Here is a 21,015-nt window from a genome sequence, read left to right as displayed (position 1 = left end):
ACGGTCCGCTCTGTCGTATCAGGGTCCGCGAAGACGGCGACCAGGACCAGCACCACGGTCGCCACGCCAGTCAACGCAACCGTCACCGATATCCATACGCGCCCGGTCCCGACCATCGCCATCAACTCATCGACCCTTCGTCAAGTTTTTGCCGCACAGAGGAACGTTGAGTGCCTTCACCGGCCCCTGATGGGAAGGTAACGGTACCCAGTGACAGTCGGGGAAGCAGCGGTTACGCGTTAACGCCGACAAGGCTGATCATTTGGAGGACCGATACGGCCACAGGGGCGTCTTCTGTTCTTTCAACAGTCCGCACACAGTCCGCAGGACACCCGATGAAGACCGTCGCACCCCATCACCACCCAACACCAAAAGGCCAGGTCAACGACCTGCGGCCGCCATCACCGCAGGTCACCGACCCGGCCGATTACTAGGAGACCAAGAAGGCCTGACGCAGGGCAGGGCGGGCGCCCGGAATCCGCTCCGGTCGCCGCAGAACGCCTCGCTCGGCTGCCGCATCCGTCCCTCCCGCACGCCGAAGTCGGTGTCCGAGGGGGCCGGGTGCGGTTTTTTCTGCCTCCCGGGCGGGCCGCATCGAGAGGCCGCCCGCGAGCACGGGGCCGCGTGCGGGAGCCTGGTGCGGAGGTCTGTCCGGAGGGCCCCGCGCGGGTGCTCAGACGCCCTTCGCCGGGCGGCCCGGGCGGAGACGCCGGCCGCCATGTCGTCGGCGGTGGCGAGCGGCGCGGTGCCCGGTGCCCGGGGCTTCGACCAGAAGGGCTCCTGCGCCGGCCGCGGGAGGGGCGAGCCGACCGTGTACCGCCGCCGGCCCTCCGACCCTCCCAGGCGGTCCGCGGAGGCACTGGAGCGGCCTGAGGGCCTGGTCCGGGCGCTGTTGGACGGGATCCGCGCCGCATCGGGAAGCAGGGGGCGCGGTCACTCCGAGGCGTGCCCCGGGGCCGCCCACTGCCGTACCTCCACCACCGCGTCCACCGGAAGCGGGCCGTACAGGTGCGGGAACTCCTCGCCGCCCTCGGTCATCGCCTCGTGGCGCACCGGGGCGGTGAGCCTGGCCGGATCGATGACCAGGACGATCAGCTCGATCTCCTCGGAGCCGTACAGCATGCGGGCCACGGCGGGCAGTTGGTGAGGGTGGGAGAGGTGGATGAAGCCCTCCTCCCGCAGGGTGCGGCCACGGGTGGACCAGGTGTAGGCGCCGTCGTGCAGGGCTGCCGCCCAGAGAGCGGGTTCGGTGAGGTGGAGGAGTTCGGTCATGCGGTCACGGTAGTGCGCTGCGGTCCGGCGGGAAGAGGGCGGCTCCCGGGCGGGGAGGCAGTACGGTGCCGCATCGCCGAGGGCGGTCAGCCGGGCCCCCGCCTCGTCGGCGGGGCGTTGCCGCTATGTGATCCGGACGGGTACGAGCGGGACGAGGACGACGACGAAGACCACGAAGACCACGAAGACCACGAAAGCGGGCGCGTCCGCGTCGGCTGACCCCTCGCAGCCATGTCGATTCGCTCCGGGCTGTGGTGGGGCGAGCCGCTACCGGGCCTGAGCGTCGAGTGGAGCCCGGTGGCGGCGCAGTGCCGCGTCGTGACGTCCGACGGTGTCGTAGCATGGGAGCACTCGAAGTAAAAGCCTGTGCGCTCTGCGGGTCATCGTCGCCAGTCGATGGAGCAGGGGCACGCGCGCGTACGCGGTGCCGGACGGACCGCCACTTCTTCCCTCGAAGGAGTGCGCAGTGAAGGTCCGACGTACCGGAACGGTCGACCAGGTCGACGGTGCCGAAAGTTCTCCTCCATCCTCGCGTTCGCCTCGCTCCCTGCGAGAAGCGTGGACAGCCCTCGCCGGTCTGTCCGCGGTGTTCCTGTTCGAGATGCTCGACAACTCGATCCTCAACGTCGCGCTGCCGACCATCGGCCGCCGGCTCTCGGCGTCGACGACGGAGTTGCAGTGGGTCACGGGCGTGTACGCCGTCGTCTTCGGCGGACTGATGCTGGTCTTCGGCGCGCTGGCCGACCGGGTCGGCCGCCGCAAGATCATGCTGCTCGGGTTGGTGTTGCTGGGTGCGGCGAGCCTGGCGACCGCTTTCGTCGCGACGGCAGAGCAACTCATCGCGGTCCGTGCGGTGATGGGTGTCGCGGCTGCGATGACGACGCCGGGCTCCCTCGCCCTGGCGTTCCGTCTGTTCGACGAGGACACCCTCCGTGTCCGTGGTACGACACTGATCTCGACCGTGGGGCTGGTCGGACTCGCGATCGGGCCCGCGGCCGGCGGCTTCGTGCTGGCGTTCGCTCCGTGGCAGGCGCTGCTGCTGGTGAACGTACCGATCGCCGCGCTCGCCTTCATCGGCATTCGCCGGGGCATACCCGCCGACCGGAAGGACGAGCTGCACCGCGACCCCGTCGACGGCCCCGGTGCCCTGTGCGGCACGGCCGCGATCGTGTCCGCGCTGGTCGCTCCGACGCTGTTCGTCGACGCGGGCGCCGCATCGCTCCTGCCGTGGCTGACCACGGCAGCGGCCGTCGTGACGGCCGTGCTGTTCGTCGTCCGCGCGCGCCGCACCGCCCATCCGCTGCTCGACCTCGCGCTCGTCGCTCGCCCGCTCGTGTCCAGCGGGCTGGCGTTCAAGGGCGCTTCGGGCCTCGCGGTGGCCGGCCTCGGTTACCTCGTGAGCCTCCAGCTTCAGCTCGACTGGGGCTGGACGCCGGCTCGGGCGGCGCTGGGAATGCTGCCGCAGGTCGTCGTACTCATCGCCGGCGGTGCTCTCGTCGGGCCGCTGCTCACGCGTGTGGGTTTCGACGGAGCCGCCTGGCTCGGTGCCGGATCCGTCGTGTGCGGACTCGCCGTCTACGCGCTGCTGGGCCGCTTCGGGTACGTCTGGGTCGCCCTCGCGCTCGTGCTCGTCGCCGCCGGGATGCGCGTGGTGGGTGTCGTCGCCGGAACCAACGTGATGCGTGGTCTGCCGGCCGACCGCACCACCATCGGAGCGGCGCTGGTCGACACCTCCGGCGAAGTCGCCACGGCAATCGGCATCGCCGTCAGCGGAACCATCCTCGCAGCGTTCTTCACCGGCGACATCGCCACGTCGCACTGGAGCGCCGACCGGACTGCGGAGTTCGGCGAGGCCGTCACGCTGGCCGGCCTCCTGCTCACGGTCTCGGCCGGGGCGCTGGTGGGCTGGGGCATCGCCCGATCCCGTCGCGGCACGGGCACCACGACACCAACGCCCGCGGCCGAACCGGACGGCGAGTAGGAAGGGAGGGTTCCTCGGCGACACCCGCGTCGGTCCCGGTCTGTCGCAAAGACCTGGGGTGTAGCGAGAACCGCGTCCGCGCGCACACCGACCGGACGGTGATCGTTCTCAGTGCCCACGGCTGGGGCGATGTTCCCCGGGACCGTGGGCCGGCCGTCCGCAGGAGTGCCCGCCCGCGGTCACCCCCGAGCCGGCGGTCAGAGAGCCGGTGCCCGCAGGTGCACGTCCTCCGGCAGGACGTTGCGTATCGCGGCCAGCGCGGCGGTGAAGTCGCGTTCGGCGCGCGCCGATTCGTAGAGCGCGCCATCCAGGTGCAGGGCGAGGTGGACGTCCGGGTCCGTCCGGCGCAGGGAGAACAGGCAGCTCAGGGTCGCGGGCCGCTCGGCCCCGTCCTCGCCCCCGTCGGTGACGGTCACCGGCTGGTCCCACTCCAGGACGCAGTCGGTCAGGGCGCCGTTCGCGAGGGCGAACGGAGCGCCGTCCGGCAGCGGTTCCGCCGCCGGGCGCAGGTCGTCGAGGCGCTTGCCCTCGAACTCAACGCCCCGGATGCGCAGTTTGATCACTCCGCCGCCCGCGAAGACGGTGGCCGCGTCGGAACCCAAGTGGTCCCGGTACCAGCCTGCCCACGACTCGATTGTCATGAGCAGGGACTGTAGCCGCTGCTCACGGCGGGAACGGTGCCGCCCTCCCCTTAGGCCGTCCGGGGTGGTGCGTCCGGAACGGGCCGGTCAGGAGGCGGTCAGCACGATCTTGCCGAACTGCTCCCCGGTGAGCATGCGTTCGAAGCCCTCGCGGGCCCGGTCCAGCGGCAGGACCGCGTCCACGACGGGCCGCACGCCGGTCGTCGCGCAGAAGGACAGCAGGTCCTCCAACTCGTCCTTGGAGCCCATCGTGGAGCCGACGACCTTGAGTTCCAGGAAGAAGATCCGGGTCAGTTCGGCGTGCGCGGGCCGGTCGCCGCTGGTGGCACCGGAGATGACGAGGGTGCCGCCGGGGCGCAGCGACTTCACCGAGTGGGACCAGGTCGCGGCCCCGACCGTCTCGATGACGGCGTCCACCCGCTGGGGCAGCCGGGCGCCGGGCTCGAACGCCTCGACGGCCCCGAGCTCCACCGCCCGCCGCCGCTTCGCCTCGTCCCGGCTGGTCGCGTAGACCCGGAGTCCGGCCGCGCGGCCGAGGACGACGGCGGCGGTGGCGACCCCGCCGCCCGCACCCTGCACCAGCACGGAATCGCCCGGCCGCACACCGGCGTTGGTGAAGAGCATCCGGTACGCGGTGAGCCAGGCGGTCGGCAGGCAGGCGGCTTCCTCGAAGGTCAGTTCCTTCGGCTTGGGCAGCACGTTCCAGGTGGGTACGGAGACCCGTTCGGCGAAGGTGCCCTGGTAGCGCTCGGTCAGGATGGAGCGCGGTTCCTCGGGCCCGACGCCGTGGCCGCTCTGGCCGATCACGGAGTGCACCACGACCTCGTTGCCGTCCTCGTCGACGCCGGACGCGTCACAGCCGAGGATCATCGGCAGCCGGTCCTCGGTGATGCCCACCCCGCGCAGCGACCAGAGGTCGTGGTGGTTGAGCGAGGCGGCGCGGACGTCGACGGTGGTCCAGCCGGGCCGGGCCGAGGGAGTCGGGCGGTCGCCCAGTTCCAGGCCGGACAGGGGGTTCTCGCGGTCGATGCGGGCTGCGTAGGCGGCGAACATGCCCCGACCCTAGGCCGGGCCGCCGCCCGATCCAACGGGGTGCCGGTGTGACACGCGCCGCGCTTCCCGGCCCCTTGCGCGGAGCGCCCGAGCGGCACTCATGTCAACCAGGGTTGACGGACGTCCTGTGTCAACGTACGTTGACGGCATGACCGATGCAACGGACCTGGCCGCGCGTGCCGGGGATCGCGACCCACGCGTCGGGCTGCGGGCCGTCGCCGCGCTGCGGCGGCTGCTGGAGCAGCTCGAAGCCGTCCAAGTCAGAAGTGCCCGCGCCAAGGGCTGGTCGTGGCAGGAGATCGCGGTCGAACTCGGCGTCAGCAGGCAGGCCGTGCACAAGAAGTATGGGAGGAATTGATGTTCGAGCGATTCACCACGGAGGCCCGTGCCGCCGTCGCCGGGGCCGTCACCTACTCCCGGCGCACGGGGGAGGACCACATCACCGAGGATCACCTGCTGCTCTCCCTGCTCGACCAGGACGCGGGCCGGGCCGCGTTCGCCCTCACCGCTCTCGGCGTCACCGACCGCCGGGACTCCGTGGAGGCGGCGCTCGGCGAGGCCCGCAGGCTGGGCGGCCTGACGAAGGCCGACACCGAGGCGCTGGCCGGGCTCGGCATCGACGTCGGCGAGATCGTCGCCCGGATCGAGGAGGAGCACGGTGCGGGCGTCCTGGCGGAGGAGGGGAAGGGCCGTCGTCGCCGGTCCGGGCGCAGGCCGCTCACGGCGGGGGCGAAGCGGGTGCTGGAGGGCTCGCTGCGGATCGCCCTGGGCCGGGGCGACCGCTTCATCGGCGGCGAACACCTGCTGCTGGCGCTCGCCGCCCGGCCCGGCGTGGTGGCGGAGGCCCTCGCGGACCAGGGCGCCACGTACGCGGCCGTGGAGCAGGCGCTGTACGGGGCGGGGCGGGAAGGCGGGGGAGGGGCGAAGACCGCGACCGGATGACGTGCGTGTGACGCGGGGGAGGGCCGGGAGGGCGGCTGCCGGTGGCGTGCCCCCCTGGCGCGGCGGAGAGGCGAAGGCCGCCGCCGGACGACGGGCCCGCGGTGCGGTGGAGCCGCCGCCCCCGTCGCCGGGGACGGGCGGCTCCACCGGGCCGCCGAAGGGCTCAGTCCTTGCGGAGGCCGGGGCCGTCCCCGTCGGGCGCGGTGCCCCTCCGCAGCAGCGCGTCGACGCGCGAGGCGGCCGTCGCCAGGTGGGCTCGGGCCTCGGCCACCTGACCGGCCGTGACGCCCCGGTCGCGGGCGGCGTCGCGGATGTCGTCGCGGAAGCGGTCCAGCAGCCGGTCCAGGTCCCGGGCCGGGTCGCCCGAGATTGGCACGTCCAGAGCCCAGTCCGGCGCCGGGCCGGACTCCGCGGGGGAGGCGGCAGGCGGCGCGTCCGCACGCGACGGACCGGTGCGCGGCGCTTCCGTACCCGGGGGCCCACCCTCCGGGCCCTGCGCACGTACGGGTTCGGCCGGGTCCGCCGGAGGCCAGGAGCCGTTCCTGGCGAGACCGGCGAGGTGCCCGGTGATCTCGGCGAGGCCGTCGCGCACCCCGGCGGGCCAGTCGCCCCGGGCGAAGTGCTCCTGCACCTGGCGCGCGGCGTTCCGCATCTGCTCGCGGGCCCGCTCGTCGGCCTCCTTCGCGTGGCGGCGGGCCTGCTGGGCCTCCTCGCGGGCCCGCCGCGACTCGTCCTTCGCCCGTCGGGCCTGCTCCTTCCACTCCTGCTTGGCCTGGCGCAACTCCTCCTTGGCCTTGCGCCAGGCGTCCTTCTCCGTCAGGTCGCCGAGGTTCCCGAGCCGGCCGAGATCCCCCAGGTCGCCGATGAGGGACTCCCACTCGCTCCGGGCACCCCCCGGCTCGCCGTCGCCGGGCCGGTGGCGGGAGGCGGACGCGGCGGCGCGCATGTCGCTGCGCAGCCTGCCGGCCGCACCGCGCACGTCCTCGCGGATCTCGGCGGCCAGCTCGGAGACCGACTCGCGGATCTCCAGCTCCAGTTCGGCGAGTTCGCCGGTGCGCCCGGCGAGTTCGGCGCGGCCCGCACCGGTGATCGAGTAGACCTTCCGTCCCCCCTCCGTCGCGTGGGTGACGAGCCCTTCGGCCTCCAGCTTGGCCAGCCGCGGGTACACCGTGCCGGCGGACGGGGCGTACAGGCCCTGGAAGCGCTCCTCCAGCAGCCGGATCACCTCGTAGCCGTGGCGGGGGGCCTCGTCGAGCAGCTTCAGCAGGTAGAGGCGGAGACGGCCGTGGGCGAATACGGGGGGCATGTCAGAGCACCTTTCCGGTCGGCTCGGCAACGTACGGTTCGTCCTCGGACGGCGGGCGGCGCAGCAGGGCGATCGAGCCGGACACGGTCGTCGCCCTCAGCCGGCCCGTACCGGCACCCAGCGTGCCGGTGATCTTCTTCGCGCCCCACTGGCCACCGACCCTCAGGTCCTCGAAGGCGTTGGAGACGGCGCCGCTCGCGGTGTTCGCCTCGACCTTGGCGTCCGACGGGTGCGGCAGCCGGATCGCGATCGCGCCGGAGACCGTCGTCAGCCGGATGTCGGTCGGCGCCCCGGCGGCGTCGAGGTCCAGGACCATGTCGCCGCTGACGGACTCCGCGCGCACCGAGGTGCCCGCGCCCTCCACCACGGTCAGGTCGCCGGAGACCGATGCGAACCGCAGATCGCCCGTGACGGACTGCGCCTCCAGGCCGCCGGACACCGTCTCGCCGCGCACCTCCCCGGAGAGCCCGACGAGGGTGGTGTCACCGGTGACGCCGCGGACCTCGGTACGGCCCCGGATGCCCGAGACGAACGCCCCGGCTCCGACGACGCCCACCTCCACCGACGCCGGGGCCGGCACGGTGAGCGTCACCGCGGCGCTGCGGGAACGGCCGTTGCGGTCGAGCCACTTGAGGAAGCTCTTCCAGGGGAGGTCCTCGTAGGTCACCGTCAGGACGCCGTCCCGGTGGGTGACGATCAGCGGCGGGCCCTCCAGGGCGGAGACCTCCAGCCGCGCTCCCGGCTCCTCGGAGCCGACCACGTTGACGGTGCCGCTGACGATCCGCACCTGGAGGGCGGTCACCTCGTCGGTGAAGTCGAGTTTCAGCGGCTCGGCGACGGTCCACGTCGACACGGGCATGGGGTGACCTCCAGAGAGCGTGGCATGACGCAACATATCGCGTCTCTTGTTCAACACGATATATCGCGGATCGGCCGAGTCAAGGCCACACCTCCTCACTCGCCCGCCGAAAGCATCGCCAAAACGGTCCATAGCGTGAGGAATTGCCCTAGCGTGTGAGCCATGAACGCGACACCCGAGGGGGCACTACTGCTGTGCCGGGCGGAACCCGACGCCGTGCGGCCCGTGGCGCATCTCCTGCGCGAACCCATGCTGCTCACCCCGGCCGGGGACCGGTGGAGCGTGCTGGTGCCGGAGGGCCGGGCCTGGCGGGGCACACCCGCCGAGCCGGCCGAGCCCGTCGACCGGGTGGTGGCGGGCTGGGCGGCGGCCCTCGCCGTGGGTTCCGCCTGGCCGGTCGTCGCGCTCTGGTGGGACGGCACCCGCGCCGGCTGCACCCTCGCGTCCGGCTTCCGCCGCCCCGTCGGGTACGTCTGGCTGGCGGACGGCACCCCGGCCGGTGAGCAGGAGGCGATGACCACCTTCGCCACCCGGCTGGACCTGGACCCGGTGCTCGACGTACAGGCGCTGGAGGCGCTGACCCGCCCCGACCCGTACGCGGACGGCTCCGCACGGCTGCGGCGGCTGCTCGGGCTGCTTACTCGTGCGGGGGTGGAGCTGCGGCCGGGACTGGAGCCGGGCCGCGGCGCCGAGGAACTCCGGAAGACGGCCGAGGCGCTGCCGGAGACCGCGCGGATCGAGTGGGCGGGCTGGCGCGACGCCGTACGCGTGGAACTCGACGCGGTGGAGAGCACCGGACTCGGCCCCTGGATGCTCGGTACCCGCGCGCGGAAGGTGGCCACCGCCCAGATCGCCGTCGGCGCCCCGCTGGCACTCTGGGGAGCATGGCACCGCAGCGGCGGATGGACGGCGGCCGGTGCCCTCCTGCTGGCGCAGGGCGTGCTGGGACTCGCGTACAACAGGGTCAGGTCCCCCGGGGGACCGCCGCACCGATGAGACGGGAGCGGGAGCGCGCCGCACCGATGAGACGGGAGCGGGAGCGCGCCGCACCGATGAGACGGGAGAGGGGGCGCGCCGCACCGATGAGACGGGAGAGGGGGCGCGCCGCGGTCGCCGGTACCCCTACGCGTCGTCCTCGTCGTCGTCCAACCGCGCCAGCCACGTCGCCAGCCGCTCGACCGGCACCTCGAAGTCGGGGTTGAGGTCGACGAAGGTGCGCAGCTGCTCGGCCAGCCACTCGAAGGTGACCTCCTCCTCGCCGCGCCGCTTCTCCAGTTCCTCGATGCCACGGTCGGTGAAATACACGGCGTGCTCCTGATGCGTGCGGATGTTCCTCCCCCAGGGTAGGGCGCGGTGCGCCGTGCACCGGAACAGGGACCGGCCCCCACCGTGCTGCTGTGGTGGGGGCCGGTCCCTGTCGTACGCGGAGTACCGCGGGTACCGCTGCCGGTCAGGCCTCGAAGACCTCGGTGACCAGCTGGGCCTGCTCCGCCTGGTGGCGCTTGGCCGAACCGACGGCCGGCGAGGAGCCGTGCGGCCGCGAGATGCGGCGCAGGCGCTCACCGTGCGGGATGTCGGCGCCGACGGCCAGGTCCAGGTGGTCGATCAGGTTGAGCGCGATGAACGGCCACGCGCCCTGGTTCGCCGGCTCCTCCTGCGCCCAGAGGTACTTCTCGGCGTTCGGGTACTTGGCGATCTCGGCCTGGAGCTCCGCACCCGGCAGCGGGTACAGGCGCTCCAGCCGGATGATCGCGGTCTCCGTGTCGCCCCGCTTCTGGCGCTCGGCGTCGAGGTCGTAGTACAGCTTGCCGGCGCAGAAGACGACCTTGCGGACGTTCTCGGGAGTCACCGACGCGTCGCCGATCACCGGACGGAAACCGCCGGTGGTGAACTCCTCCACCTTCGAGGAGGCCGCCTTGAGGCGGAGCATCGACTTCGGGGTGAAGACGATCAGCGGCTTGTGGTGGGGGTTGTGCACCTGCCACCGCAGGAGGTGGAAGTAGTTCGACGGCAGCGTCGGCATGGCGACCGTCATGTTGTCCTGACCGCACATCTGGAGGAAGCGCTCCGGGCGGGCGGACGAGTGGTCCGGGCCCTGGCCCTCGTAACCGTGCGGCAGCAGCAGGGTGACGCCGGACGTCTGGCCCCACTTCTGCTCGGCCGAGGAGATGAACTCGTCCACGACGGTCTGCGCGCCGTTGACGAAGTCACCGAACTGCGCCTCCCAGACGACCAGCGACTCCGGGCGGGCCAGCGAGTAGCCGTACTCGAAGCCCATCGCCGCGTACTCGCTGAGCAGCGAGTCGTAGACGTTGTAACGGGCCTGGTCCTCGGTGAGGTAGAGCAGCGGGGTGTAGTCCTCGCCGGTGACCTGGTCGACCAGCACCGCGTGGCGCTGGCCGAACGTGCCGCGGCGGGTGTCCTGGCCGGCGAGCCGGACCGGGGTGCCCTCCATCAGGAGCGAGCCGATGGCGAGGGTCTCGCCCATGCCCCAGTCGATGGTGCCGTTCTCCACCGAGGCGGCCCGGCGCTGCATCTGCGGCATCAGGCGCGGGTGCACCGTGATGTGCTCGGGGATGTTGACCTGGGACTCGGCGATCCGCTTGACGACCTCGGCGGAGACCGAGGTGTCCACCGTGACCGGGAAGGCCGCCTGCGGCTCGCGGACGTGCGGGGCAGCCGACTGCGAGGTGGCCTCGCGGACCTCCGCGAAGACCTTCTCCAGCTGGCCCTGGAAGTCCTGGAGCGCCTGCTCGGCCTCTTCCAGCGTGATGTCGCCGCGACCGATGAGCGACTCGGTGTAGAGCTTGCGCACCGAGCGCTTCTTGTCGATCAGCGTGTACATCTGCGGGTTGGTGAACTCCGGGTTGTCGCCCTCGTTGTGACCGCGGCGGCGGTAGCAGATGAGGTCGATCACCACGTCCTTGTTGAACGCCTGGCGGAACTCGAAGGCGAGCCGCGCGACGCGGACCACGGCCTCCGGGTCGTCACCGTTGACGTGGATGATCGGCGCCTCGATCATGCGCGCCACGTCGGTGGCGTACATCGAGGAGCGCGAGGACTCCGGGGCGGCGGTGAAGCCTACCTGGTTGTTGATCACCACGTGCACGGTGCCACCGGTGCGGTACCCGCGCAGCTGGGACATGTTGAGCGTCTCGGCGACGACACCCTGGCCGGCGAAGGCCGCGTCGCCGTGCAGGGCGACGGGCAGAACGGTGAAGTCCGTGCCGCCCTTGTTGATGATGTCCTGCTTGGCGCGGGCGATGCCCTCCAGGACCGGGTCGACCGCCTCCAGGTGCGAGGGGTTCGCGGCGAGCGAGACCTTGATCTGCTCACCGTCCAGACCGGTGAAGGTGCCCTCGGCGCCCAGGTGGTACTTGACGTCGCCGGAGCCGTGCATCGAACGCGGGTCGAGGTTGCCCTCGAACTCGCGGAAGATCTGCGCGTACGACTTGCCGACGATGTTCGCCAGGACGTTCAGGCGGCCGCGGTGGGCCATGCCGATGACGACCTCGTCGAGGCGGGCCTCGGCGGCCGAGTCGATGACCGCGTCGAGCAGCGGGATGACGGACTCGCCGCCCTCCAGCGAGAACCGCTTCTGACCGACGTACTTCGTCTGCAGGAAGGTCTCGAAGGCCTCGGCCGCGTTGAGGCGGCGCAGGATGCGCAGCTGCTCCTCGCGCTCGGGCTGCGAGCGCGGACGCTCGACCCGGTCCTGGAGCCACTTGCGCTGCTTCGGGTCCTGGATGTGCATGAACTCGATGCCGGTGGTGCGGCAGTACGACTCGCGGAGCACACCGAGGATGTCGCGGAGCTTCATCATCGACTTGCCGGCGAAACCGCCGACCGCGAAGTCCCGCTCCAGGTCCCACAGGGTGAGGCCGTGCTCGGTGATGTCCAGGTCGGGGTGCTTGCGCTGGCGGTACTCCAGCGGGTCGGTGTCGGCCATGACGTGGCCGCGGACCCGGTAGGAGTGGATCAGCTCGAAGACCCGCGCGGCCTTGGTGACGTCGTCGTCGTGCGAGGCGTCGATGTCCTTTAGCCAGCGGACCGGCTCGTAGGGGATCCGCAGCGCCTCGAAGATCTCGTCGTAGAAGCCGTTCTCGCCGAGCAGCAGCTGCGCGAGGACGCGCAGGAACTCGCCGGAGGCGGCGCCCTGGATGACCCGGTGGTCGTAGGTCGAGGTCAGCGTCATGACCTTCGAGATACCGAGCTTGTTCAGGGTGTCCTGGGAGGTGCCCTGGAACTCCGCCGGGTAGTCCATCGCGCCGACGCCCATGATGAGGCCCTGACCGGGCATCAGGCGCGGCACGGAGTGGACGGTGCCGATGCCGCCGGGGTTGGTCAGCGAGGCGGTGACTCCGGTGAAGTCGTCCATGCCCAGCTTGCCGATGCGGGCGCGGCGGACGATGTCCTCGTACGCCTGCCAGAACTCGAAGAAGTTGAGCGTCTCGGCCTTCTTGATGGCCGCGACCACGAGCTGGCGGTCACCGTTCGGCTTGACCAGGTCGATGGCCAGGCCGAGGTTGACGTGCTCCGGCTTGACCAGGGTCGGCTTGCCGTCCTTCAGGGTGAAGGAGTGGTTCATCGACGGCATGGCCTTGAGGGCCTGCACCATCGCGTACCCGATGAGGTGCGTGAAGGAGATCTTCCCGCCGCGGGCGCGCTTGAGGTGGTTGTTGATGACGATGCGGTTGTCGAAGAGCAGCTTCACCGGGACGGCGCGGACGGACGTGGCCGTCGGCAGTTCCAGCGAGGCGTTCATGTTCTTCGCCACCGCCGCGGAGGGTCCGCGCAGCGTCACGTACTCGGGTCCACCGGCCGACTCGGTCGCCGGGGCGGCCTTGGCGGGCGCCTTCGCGGCGGGGGCCGCGGGGACGGGGGCCGCCGGGGCGGCGGGTGCGGCCGGAGCTGAGGCGGCGGGCTCCGCGGGGGCTGCCGGGGCGGCCTGCGCGGGGGCGGCCTTCTCGGCGGCGGGCGCGGGCGGCGTGACCGGGGCGGCGGGCGCCGCGGGGGCGTCCGCCGTCGGGGCGTCGGGCGCTGCCGGGGCGTCGGGTGCTGCCGGGGCTGCGGCTCCGGGCTTGTCCGCCGTGCCGGAGGCTCCCGGCTTGTAGTCGGCGAAGAAGTCCCACCAGGCTCGGTCGACGGAGTTCGGATCCTGGAGGTACTGCTGGTAGATCTCGTCGACGAGCCATTCATTGGCACCGAAAGCAGCGGCCGGGTTGATTCCCGGGCCTGCTTGATCGGTCGAGATGGTCGAGTTACTGGGGGACTGAGACGACACGGCGGCAACCGCCCTCTTCCGCTTCACAAGGTGATGGACAGCGGGAATCAAGGCTACGCCTCCCATGCCGTTCCTTGCAGACCGGGCCGCGCATCGTCGTGCACATCACATCGGAAGGCGGGTTTCGGAGCGCGGAATGGCGGGAAACAAGCGAGGTCCCGCTGTGCTTCGGGTAGTCAGGAGGGCGGCTTCGGCCCCTACAGCCGCACCCCTGGTGGTGAGGGACCAAGATCACGCCCCTCGCGTTCGAACCATATGTCAACTGCGAGCCGGTGACATCCCCGGAAGAGTGACGCGAATACGGCACCCACGTGCAGATTCGGCCACTCGGATGCGGCCACCGTGCAGGTCCACCGCCCAGTGCGCGATGGCGAGCCCCAGCCCGGTGCCGCCGTCGCTCCCGGGACCGTGCGGAGACGGGTTCTGGCCCCGGTTGAATCGCTCGAACACGCGGTGGCGTTCGGCCTCCGGGATGCCCGGACCCTCGTCCACCACTTCCAGTTCCAGAGACTCGGGATGTGCACCCGGTCGCGCCAGCACCGTCACCCGGCCGTGCGCCGGGCTGTGTTTGACGGCGTTGTCGATGAGATTCGCCACGACCTGGTGGAGCCGCTCGGTGTCCGCGTACGCCGTCATGTCCGCCGGCGAGACGTCCAGGTGCAGATGGACGTCCGTACGGGAGTGGTTACCCGAACCGGAGGAGAGCCGACGGCGCGAAGCCGCGAGGTTCGCCTCCTTCAGTACCCCCGACAGGTAGGGCCACACCTCGAAACGGCCGGCCTTCAGCGGGACGACACCGTTGTCCAGCCGCGAGAGGTCGAGCAGGGTCTCCACCAGCCGGCCGAGCCGCTCCGTCTGCTGCAGCGCCGTACGCATCGTCTCCGGGTCGGCGGCCGACACCCCGTCCACCACGTTCTCCAGCACCGCGCGGAGGGCCGCGATGGGGGTCCGCAGTTCGTGCGACACGTTGGCGACCAGCGTCTTGCGGTGCCGGTCGACCGCTTCCAGGTCGTCCGCCATGAGGTTGATCGTCTGGGCGAGGTCGCCCAGCTCGTCCCGGCGCCCCGCCCCGCTGACCCGGCCGGTGTAGTCCCCGTGCGAGATCGACCGGGCCACCGCCCGCATCTCGTCGAGCGGAGCCGTCAGGCCGTGCGCCACGAACTGGGTTATCAGCAGTGTGGCGATCACCGAGAAGACGGTGATGAACTGGAACTCGGTCCGCGTCCGCAGCGCCACCACGAGCAGTCCCGTGGTGATGAAGACGGACACCACCACGAGCGTGCCCAGCTTGGCCTTGATGGAGAACGGGCGCAGACCGGACCCGGAGCGGGTCATGCTGCCGGGGTCTCCAGTGCGTAGCCGACTCCGTGCACCGTCCGGATGCGCTCGGCGCCGATCTTGCGGCGGAGCGCCTTGATGTGGCTGTCGACCGTGCGGGTGCCCGAGGCGTCCGCCCAGTCCCAGACCTCGGCGAGCAGCTGCTCGCGGGAGAGCACCGCGCGCGGGGTGTTCGCCAGGCAGACCAGCAGGTCGAACTCGGTCGGCGTCAGGTGCACGTCGTCGGTGCGCACCCGGACCCGGCGCTGCGCGTGGTCGATCTCCAGCTCGCCCAGCCGCAGGATGCCGCTGCGCGGCGTCACGGCGGCCAGCGCGGCCCGCTCGACCCGGCGCAGCAGCACGTGCACCCGGGCCGCCAGCTCGCGCATGGAGAACGGTTTGGTCATGTAGTCGTCAGCGCCGACGCCGAGCCCGACCAGCATGTCGGTCTCGTCGTCCCGGGCGGTCAGCATCAGCACCGGCACGGGGCGCTGGGCCTGCACCCGGCGGCAGACCTCCAGGCCGTCGAAGCCCGGGAGCATGATGTCGAGCACCATGAGATCGGGCTGCCACGCCTCGGCGGCGTCCACGGCGGCGGGGCCGTCCGGCGCGGTCTGCACCAGGAAACCCTCCGCCCGTAGGCGGGCGGCGATGGCCTCGATGATCGTGGCGTCGTCCTCGACCACCAGCACCCGGCGCTGCGCACCGGGGGTGGCCGCGACGCCGCTGTGAGTGGTGTGTGTCTGTTCCATCGCCCCGCCCCTGCCCGCTTCCGCGGAGGCTATTCCTCCAGAAGTCGCGGTGATCGCTCGTTTTCTTGCGTACGTGGTCCGACTGCCGGGCAGCAGCGTAGAGGCAGCGGACGCCTTTCGGCTACGCAGGGTGGTGCCCGGAGAGGAAGGGATACCCCGCCCGGAGAAGAGGAAAGCCTGCCTTGTCCGGGTATCTTCGCTCGCCCGCATACCCCGGCGGGGTGCCCGGCCGGTCCGAAGTGCGAGATGAACCACGTCGGGAACGCGTCGGGAACACCTCGGGCGACGGCCACCTCTTCGGTCCGTACCCCCGTGATTCCGTCGTGGCGCGGAGCCTGTTCGAACGATTCGGACGGTTGTGCTGACCAGATGGCGAGAACGCCTCCGGGAGGCAGGTGCTCCCGGCGGTCGGCGGGACGAGAGGGGAGTGGGGGCCTCCGTTTGTCCCGGCCACGCTCCACGCGGACTCGTTGTCGATGTCCAGACAGAGTGCGGCCATAACGCTCCGTAGTCGTACGGAGGTGCTCGACGAGGTCCGCCCGCCGATCTCCGTCATGGGATCGGCCGGAGGGGCGGCGTAGATCCGGTCGGGCGGGCCGCGCGGTGCCCGACACGGCAGCGGGTTCCCGCTCGGCCACGACGATTCGCCCTTACCGTCCTGGGCGGCGGCGGCCCGGACCACCGGGAACCCGCCCCCGTGCCCGCTGATGAGCACCGACTGAGCCCATGGCGCGGGCGGCGGCGCGTCCGGCAGCGCCGGCGGCGCCGCGTCGGTCGGAAGCTGCTCGGACCGGCCGTCCGGGATGTCCATCAGGAAGCACCCGTCGGCGACGATGTCGAAGTGGCCGCCCGGCTGGCGCGGTACCGTACCGCCTCGCCGAAGGGGCCGTCGCGGCGGTCGCGGGTGGCGGGGGAGGGGCCGGCGGGGCGAGGGGAGCGAGGGGGACTGCTGGTGCGGAGGAGCCGAGGGACCCGGGTGGGCCCATCCGGCCGCGGGAGTAAGAAAGGGGATGCGGCGCCAGAGGTGCGAGGGGCCGCCCGGGGGTGGCCGCAGCCCTTTCCCGCCGGGGTACGGTCCTGCCATGTCCCGATCAGCAGAGGCCGGCTCGGCTCGGCCCCCCGTCACCGCCGACGACCTCGACCTGGCGGTGCAACTCGCCGTCGCCGCCCTGCGCGAGGCGCCTTCGGCCGCGTGGGAGGAGAAAGCCGGCACGCTGGAATGGGACTGCTGGGAGACGGTCGAGCACCTCAGTGACGACCTCTTCGCCTACGCCGCGCAACTGGGCCCCAGAACACCACCCTCGCAGGGCGAGGTGCCCTTCCTGTGGGAGAGCCGGCGGCCCGGCGGCCCGGCCAACGCGATCCACGCCGACCGGGAGGCCGGCCCCGACGGTCTGCTGCAGGTGCTGGAGGCCAGCGGTGCGCTGCTGGTCGCCACGGTCCGCACGAAACCGTCGCAGACCCGCGCCCACCACACCTACGGTGCCTCCGACCCCGAGGGCTTCGCCGCGATGGGCATCGTCGAGACACTGGTGCACACGCACGACCTGACCCAAGGTCTCGGGCTCCCCTGGAACCCGCCCGCCGCACTCTGTTCACGGGTGCTGACCCGGCTCTTCCCGGATGCCCCGGAGTCGACGGACCCCTGGTCCACCCTGTTGTGGGCCACCGGCCGCGCCGATCTGCCGGGGCGTCCCCGTCCGGCCACCTGGCGCTGGGACGGCACCCCCCGGGGGTAGCAGTCGCCCTGCTCCGCCGGGCCGGCCAGGTCCGCCCGCGCGGAGAGCCCGGAACACCCCGGCCCCTACGGCCCCGGCCCTCCGTCGGGCCGTGAGCGCGGGGGACCGGCCGCCCCCCGAGTGCTCGCCGCCGACGGCTGTGCGGCACGGGTGTCGCTCCTTCGCGCATCCGGCCGAGGACGTACGGGCGTCCGGGATGGATCAGGTGCGCGCGGTTGTTCGGGCGGGGGAGGAAGCGCCGCAGGAAGGCCGTCACCCTCCGATCGCTCAGAGCGAACACGCCTCGGGGAACATTCCCCGGCTCACAAGCATTGAGTCTGCATAGCTCAACTTGACTGCCGAAGGGAAGATCATGGCTACCGAGTCCAAGGCGTCCACCCCGTTCGACCTGCCCGTGCTGCCGCTCGACGACGAAGTCGTGCTGCCCGGCATGGTCGTCCCCCTCGATCTTTCCGACAGTGAGGCGCGGGCCGCCGTGGAGGCCGCGCAGGCCGCCGCGGACGGGGGCAAGCCCGAGGTGCTGCTGGTGCCGCGCATCGACGGCCGGTACACGGGGACCGGCGTCCTCGGCACGGTCGAGCAGATCGGGCGGCTCTCCGACGGGGATCCCGGGGCGATCGTGCGGGCCCGTTCGCGGGTGCGGATCGGCACGGGTACGAGCGGCCCCGGGCGGGCCCTCTGGGTCGAGGCGACCCGGATCGACGAGAGCGTGCCCGACCCGTTGCCGGGAGCCGTCGCCGAGCTGGTCAAGGAGTACAAGGCCCTCGCCACCAGCTGGCTGAAGAAGCGCGGCGCCTGGCAGGTCGTCGACCGGGTGCAGCAGATCGAAGGGGTCTCCGCGCTCGCCGACAACTCCGGATACTCACCCTTCCTGACCACCGCCCAGAAGGTGGAGCTGCTGGAGACCGCGGACGCCGTTGCCCGGCTGAAGCTCGCCGTGCGGTGGCTCGGTGAGCACCTCGCCGAACAGGACGTGGCCGAGTCCATCGCCAAGGACGTCCAGGAGGGCGTCGACAAGCAGCAGCGCGAGTTCCTGCTGCGGCGGCAGCTCGACGCCGTGCGCAAGGAGCTGTCCGAGCTCAACGGCGACCCGGGGGACGAGTCCGACGACTACCGTGCCCGGGTCGAGGCCGCCGATCTGCCCGCGTACGTCCGCGAGGCGGCGCTCAAGGAAGTCGAGAAGCTGGAGCGGTCCTCGGACCAGAGCCCCGAGGGTTCCTGGATCCGGACCTGGCTGGACACCGTGCTCGAGCTCCCCTGGAGCGAGCGGACCGAGGACGCGTACGACATCCGGGGCGCGCGGGCGACCCTGGACGCCGAGCACGCCGGGCTGGAGGACGTGAAGGAGCGCATCACCGAGTACCTCGCGGTCCGCAAGCGCCGGGCCGACCGTGGCCTCGGCGTGGTCGGTGGCAGGCGCGGCGGTGCGGTGCTGGCCCTCGTCGGACCTCCCGGCGTCGGCAAGACCTCGCTCGGGGAATCCGTCGCGCACGCCATGGGGCGCAAGTTCGTCCGGGTCGCGCTCGGCGGGGTCCGGGACGAGGCGGAGATCCGCGGCCACCGGCGTACGTACGTCGGGGCGCTGCCGGGACGCATCGTCCGGGCGATCAAGGAGGCCGGTTCGATGAACCCGGTCGTGCTGCTCGACGAGATCGACAAGGTCGGCTCCGACTTCCGCGGCGACCCGGCAGCGGCGCTCCTCGAAGTGCTGGACCCGGCGCAGAACCACACCTTCCGCGACCACTACCTGGAGGTCGAACTCGACCTGAGCGACGTGGTCTTCCTCGCCACCGCCAACGTCCTGGAGGCCATCCCGGAGGCGCTGCTCGACCGGATGGAGCTGGTCCGGCTCGACGGGTACACCGAGGACGAGAAGGTCGTCATCGCCCGCGACCACCTGCTCCCGCGCCAGCTGGAGCGCGCCGGTCTGGAGGAGGACGAGGTCACCCTGGACGAGTCGGCGCTGCGCAAGCTGGCCGGCGAGTACACCCGCGAGGCCGGCGTGCGCAACCTCGAGCGGGCCGTCGCCCGCCTGCTGCGGAAGGTCGCGGCCCAGCACGAACTCGGCGACCGGGAGCTGCCGTTCACGGTCACCGACGCCGATCTGCGAGGGCTGATCGGGCGGCCGCACCACGTGCCCGAGGCCGCGCAGGACCCGGCGGAGCGGCGGACCGCCGTGCCGGGCGTGGCCACCGGCCTCGCGGTCACCGGCGCGGGCGGCGACGTCCTCTACGTCGAGGCCTCGCTGGCCGACCCGGAGACCGGGGCGTCCGGACTGACCCTGACCGGTCAGCTCGGCGACGTGATGAAGGAGTCGGCGCAGATCGCGCTGAGCTTCCTGCGGTCGCACGGGGCGGAGCTGGAGCTGCCGGTCGCCGACCTCAAGGACCGGGGCACCCACATCCACTTCCCGGCGGGCGCGGTCCCGAAGGACGGTCCGAGCGCGGGCATCACCATGACGACCGCGCTGGCCTCGCTGCTCTCCGGCCGGCTGGTCCGCACGGACGTGGCGATGACCGGTGAGGTCTCGCTGACCGGGCGGGTCCTGCCGATCGGCGGTCTGAAGCAGAAGCTGCTGGCGGCGCACCGGGCCGGGATCACCACCGTGGTGATCCCCAAGCGGAACGAAGCCGATCTGGACGACGTTCCGGCCGAGGTCCTCGCGACGCTGGAGGTGCACCCGGTGACCGACGTCCGCCAGGTGCTGGAGATCGCCCTCGCGCCGGCCACCGCCGGCGCGCGGGAGACGGTTCCGGCCGCGGCGTGAGCGGCACGGCGTGACGGACGTGCCGCCGCGCGCGTGACCGGCCGAAGCGACGGCCCGCTCCCCCGGAGACCCCGGGGGAGCGGGCCTTACCCGTGCCCGGACGGTGCGCGGCGCAGCGGTCGGGGACGGTCAGGGGCGGTAGACCGTGCCCGGTTCCGGTTCGGCGGGGGCCATCAGTTCGGGGACGGTCACGAAGGTGTAGCCGCGCTCCCGCAGGGCGTCGATGAGGTGCGGCACGGCGGGCACGGTGCCCTTGTAGATGTCGTGGAGCAGGATGATGCCGTCCCTGCTCGCCTGGTCCAGGATGCGCTTCTCGATCAGCGCCGAGTCGGTCGTCGCGTAGTCCTTGGCGGTCGCGCTCCACAGGATCTGGGAGAGGCCGAGGTCCTCGCTGATCTCCGAGACGGTGTCGTCGGTACGGCCCTGGGGCGGGCGCATCAGCCGGGGCTTCTTCCCGGTGACGGCCGCTATCGCGTCCTGCGTCTTCTCCAGCTCGGCGCGTATCTCGTCCGGCTCGCGGTCCGTGAGGATCTTGTGGGACCAGGTGTGGTTGGCCACCTCGTGCCCCTCGTCGGCGATGCGCCGCACGGTGTCGGGGTACTTGAGGACGTGGTTCGCGCCGAGCAGGAAGAACGTCGCGTGCACCTTCTTCTCCTTGAGCACGTCCAGCAGGTGCGGTGTGTCCTCGCCGGGGCCGGCGTCGAAGGTCAGGGCGATGCACTTGGCGGTCCGGCAGTCCACCGGCCCGAGCACGCCCTTCGCGTCCCCGGCGGCCTCGTCGCGCGCGGAGGCGGGGGCGGTGGTGGCCATGGAGCAGCCGCCCAGGGCGAGGGTGAGCAGGGCCACCAGCGCGGGGCTGAACCTTTTGCGCGGCTTCGACGTCCTTCTGAACACGGTGGACCACCCATCGTTCGGTACGGCTCGGTACAGCCGTACGTCCCGTACGACAGCCCGGACTATACATAGGGTGTATACAGGCGGTTCATAGCGGGAGGCGCCCCGGACGCGGCCGGGCCCCGGACTCGGCCGGGCCCCAGCGCGAGGGGACCCGTGAGACCGACGGGACCCGCTGGACACGCCATGGCCCCGGCGACGAGGTGCG

General features: G+C 71.9%; 16 protein-coding genes. 6 read left to right on the top strand and 10 right to left on the bottom strand.

Features of this window, described 5'->3' with window-relative positions; translation table 11 throughout:
• Positions 1–933 precede the first annotated feature (933 nt).
• The gene (locus PZB77_RS09420) at positions 934–1,272 is read right to left on the bottom strand and encodes a DUF952 domain-containing protein (RefSeq protein ID WP_275492118.1); all 339 of its coding nucleotides are present in this window, start codon (positions 1,270–1,272) and stop codon (positions 934–936) included.
• Between the two features lie 586 nt (positions 1,273–1,858).
• Here PZB77_RS09420 and PZB77_RS09415 point away from each other — a divergent pair.
• Positions 1,859–3,253, top strand: a complete 1,395-nt coding sequence (locus PZB77_RS09415) for an MFS transporter (RefSeq protein WP_275492117.1) — start codon at positions 1,859–1,861, stop codon at positions 3,251–3,253.
• Positions 3,254–3,450: 197 nt separating this feature from the next.
• Here PZB77_RS09415 and PZB77_RS09410 read toward each other — a convergent pair whose 3' ends face one another.
• Both PZB77_RS09410 and PZB77_RS09405 read right to left on the bottom strand, forming a co-directional pair.
• Positions 3,451–3,894 carry a DUF6304 family protein gene (locus tag PZB77_RS09410; RefSeq protein ID WP_275492116.1) on the bottom strand — a complete coding sequence of 148 codons (444 nt, stop codon included), beginning with the start codon at positions 3,892–3,894 and terminating at the stop codon, positions 3,451–3,453.
• Positions 3,895–3,981: 87 nt separating this feature from the next.
• On the bottom strand, positions 3,982–4,947 hold the full coding sequence (locus PZB77_RS09405) for a zinc-binding dehydrogenase (protein WP_275492115.1): 966 nt from the start codon (positions 4,945–4,947) through the stop codon (positions 3,982–3,984).
• A gap of 148 nt (positions 4,948–5,095) precedes the next feature.
• On the opposite strand from PZB77_RS09405, the gene PZB77_RS09400 reads away from it, so the two are divergent.
• On the top strand, positions 5,096–5,305 hold the full coding sequence (locus tag PZB77_RS09400; protein WP_275492114.1) for a helix-turn-helix domain-containing protein: 210 nt from the start codon (positions 5,096–5,098) through the stop codon (positions 5,303–5,305).
• Positions 5,305–5,889, top strand: a complete 585-nt coding sequence (locus tag PZB77_RS09395; protein ID WP_275492113.1) for a Clp protease N-terminal domain-containing protein — start codon at positions 5,305–5,307, stop codon at positions 5,887–5,889. The genes PZB77_RS09400 and PZB77_RS09395 overlap by 1 nt, the downstream gene beginning before the upstream one ends.
• A gap of 163 nt (positions 5,890–6,052) precedes the next feature.
• On the opposite strand, the gene PZB77_RS09390 is transcribed toward PZB77_RS09395, so the two are convergent.
• Both PZB77_RS09390 and PZB77_RS09385 read right to left on the bottom strand, forming a co-directional pair.
• The gene (locus PZB77_RS09390) at positions 6,053–7,195 is read right to left on the bottom strand and encodes a PadR family transcriptional regulator (protein ID WP_275492112.1); all 1,143 of its coding nucleotides are present in this window, start codon (positions 7,193–7,195) and stop codon (positions 6,053–6,055) included.
• Position 7,196: 1 nt separating this feature from the next.
• Positions 7,197–8,054, bottom strand: coding sequence for a DUF4097 family beta strand repeat-containing protein (locus PZB77_RS09385; protein WP_275492111.1), 858 nt, complete (start codon positions 8,052–8,054; stop codon positions 7,197–7,199).
• A gap of 162 nt (positions 8,055–8,216) precedes the next feature.
• Between PZB77_RS09385 and PZB77_RS09380 the strand changes: the two genes are divergently transcribed.
• Positions 8,217–9,050, top strand: a complete 834-nt coding sequence (locus PZB77_RS09380) for a hypothetical protein (RefSeq protein WP_275492110.1) — start codon at positions 8,217–8,219, stop codon at positions 9,048–9,050.
• Positions 9,051–9,176: 126 nt separating this feature from the next.
• Here the strand turns inward: PZB77_RS09380 and PZB77_RS09375 are convergent, their stop codons facing one another.
• The 4 genes from PZB77_RS09375 to PZB77_RS09360 all read right to left on the bottom strand — a co-directional run bounded on the left by PZB77_RS09375 (position 9,177) and on the right by PZB77_RS09360 (position 15,407).
• The gene (locus tag PZB77_RS09375) at positions 9,177–9,359 is read right to left on the bottom strand and encodes a DUF6104 family protein (protein ID WP_256920535.1); all 183 of its coding nucleotides are present in this window, start codon (positions 9,357–9,359) and stop codon (positions 9,177–9,179) included.
• Between the two features lie 145 nt (positions 9,360–9,504).
• Positions 9,505–13,338 (bottom strand): multifunctional oxoglutarate decarboxylase/oxoglutarate dehydrogenase thiamine pyrophosphate-binding subunit/dihydrolipoyllysine-residue succinyltransferase subunit, encoded by a 3,834-nt coding sequence (locus PZB77_RS09370; protein WP_275492109.1) that lies wholly within the window; start codon positions 13,336–13,338, stop codon positions 9,505–9,507.
• A gap of 258 nt (positions 13,339–13,596) precedes the next feature.
• Entirely contained in the window at positions 13,597–14,673 is a 1,077-nt protein-coding gene (locus PZB77_RS09365; protein ID WP_275492108.1) for an ATP-binding protein, read from the bottom strand.
• Positions 14,670–15,407, bottom strand: a complete 738-nt coding sequence (locus tag PZB77_RS09360) for a response regulator transcription factor (protein WP_275492107.1) — start codon at positions 15,405–15,407, stop codon at positions 14,670–14,672. Before PZB77_RS09360 ends, PZB77_RS09365 begins: the two co-directional genes overlap by 4 nt.
• 1,082 nt (positions 15,408–16,489) lie before the next feature.
• Between PZB77_RS09360 and PZB77_RS09350 the strand changes: the two genes are divergently transcribed.
• Positions 16,490–17,146, top strand: coding sequence for a hypothetical protein (locus PZB77_RS09350; protein WP_275492106.1), 657 nt, complete (start codon positions 16,490–16,492; stop codon positions 17,144–17,146).
• Between the two features lie 352 nt (positions 17,147–17,498).
• Positions 17,499–19,913, top strand: a complete 2,415-nt coding sequence (lon, locus tag PZB77_RS09345; protein ID WP_275492105.1) for an endopeptidase La — start codon at positions 17,499–17,501, stop codon at positions 19,911–19,913.
• Between the two features lie 129 nt (positions 19,914–20,042).
• Here lon and PZB77_RS09340 read toward each other — a convergent pair whose 3' ends face one another.
• The gene (locus PZB77_RS09340; RefSeq protein WP_275495978.1) at positions 20,043–20,723 is read right to left on the bottom strand and encodes a polysaccharide deacetylase family protein; all 681 of its coding nucleotides are present in this window, start codon (positions 20,721–20,723) and stop codon (positions 20,043–20,045) included.
• Positions 20,724–21,015: the final 292 nt, after the last annotated feature.

The organism is Streptomyces sp. AM 2-1-1, from assembly GCF_029167645.1.
Classification (GTDB): Bacteria; Actinomycetota; Actinomycetes; order Streptomycetales; family Streptomycetaceae; genus Streptomyces.
This window is presented reverse-complemented; position numbering and strand designations above follow the sequence as displayed.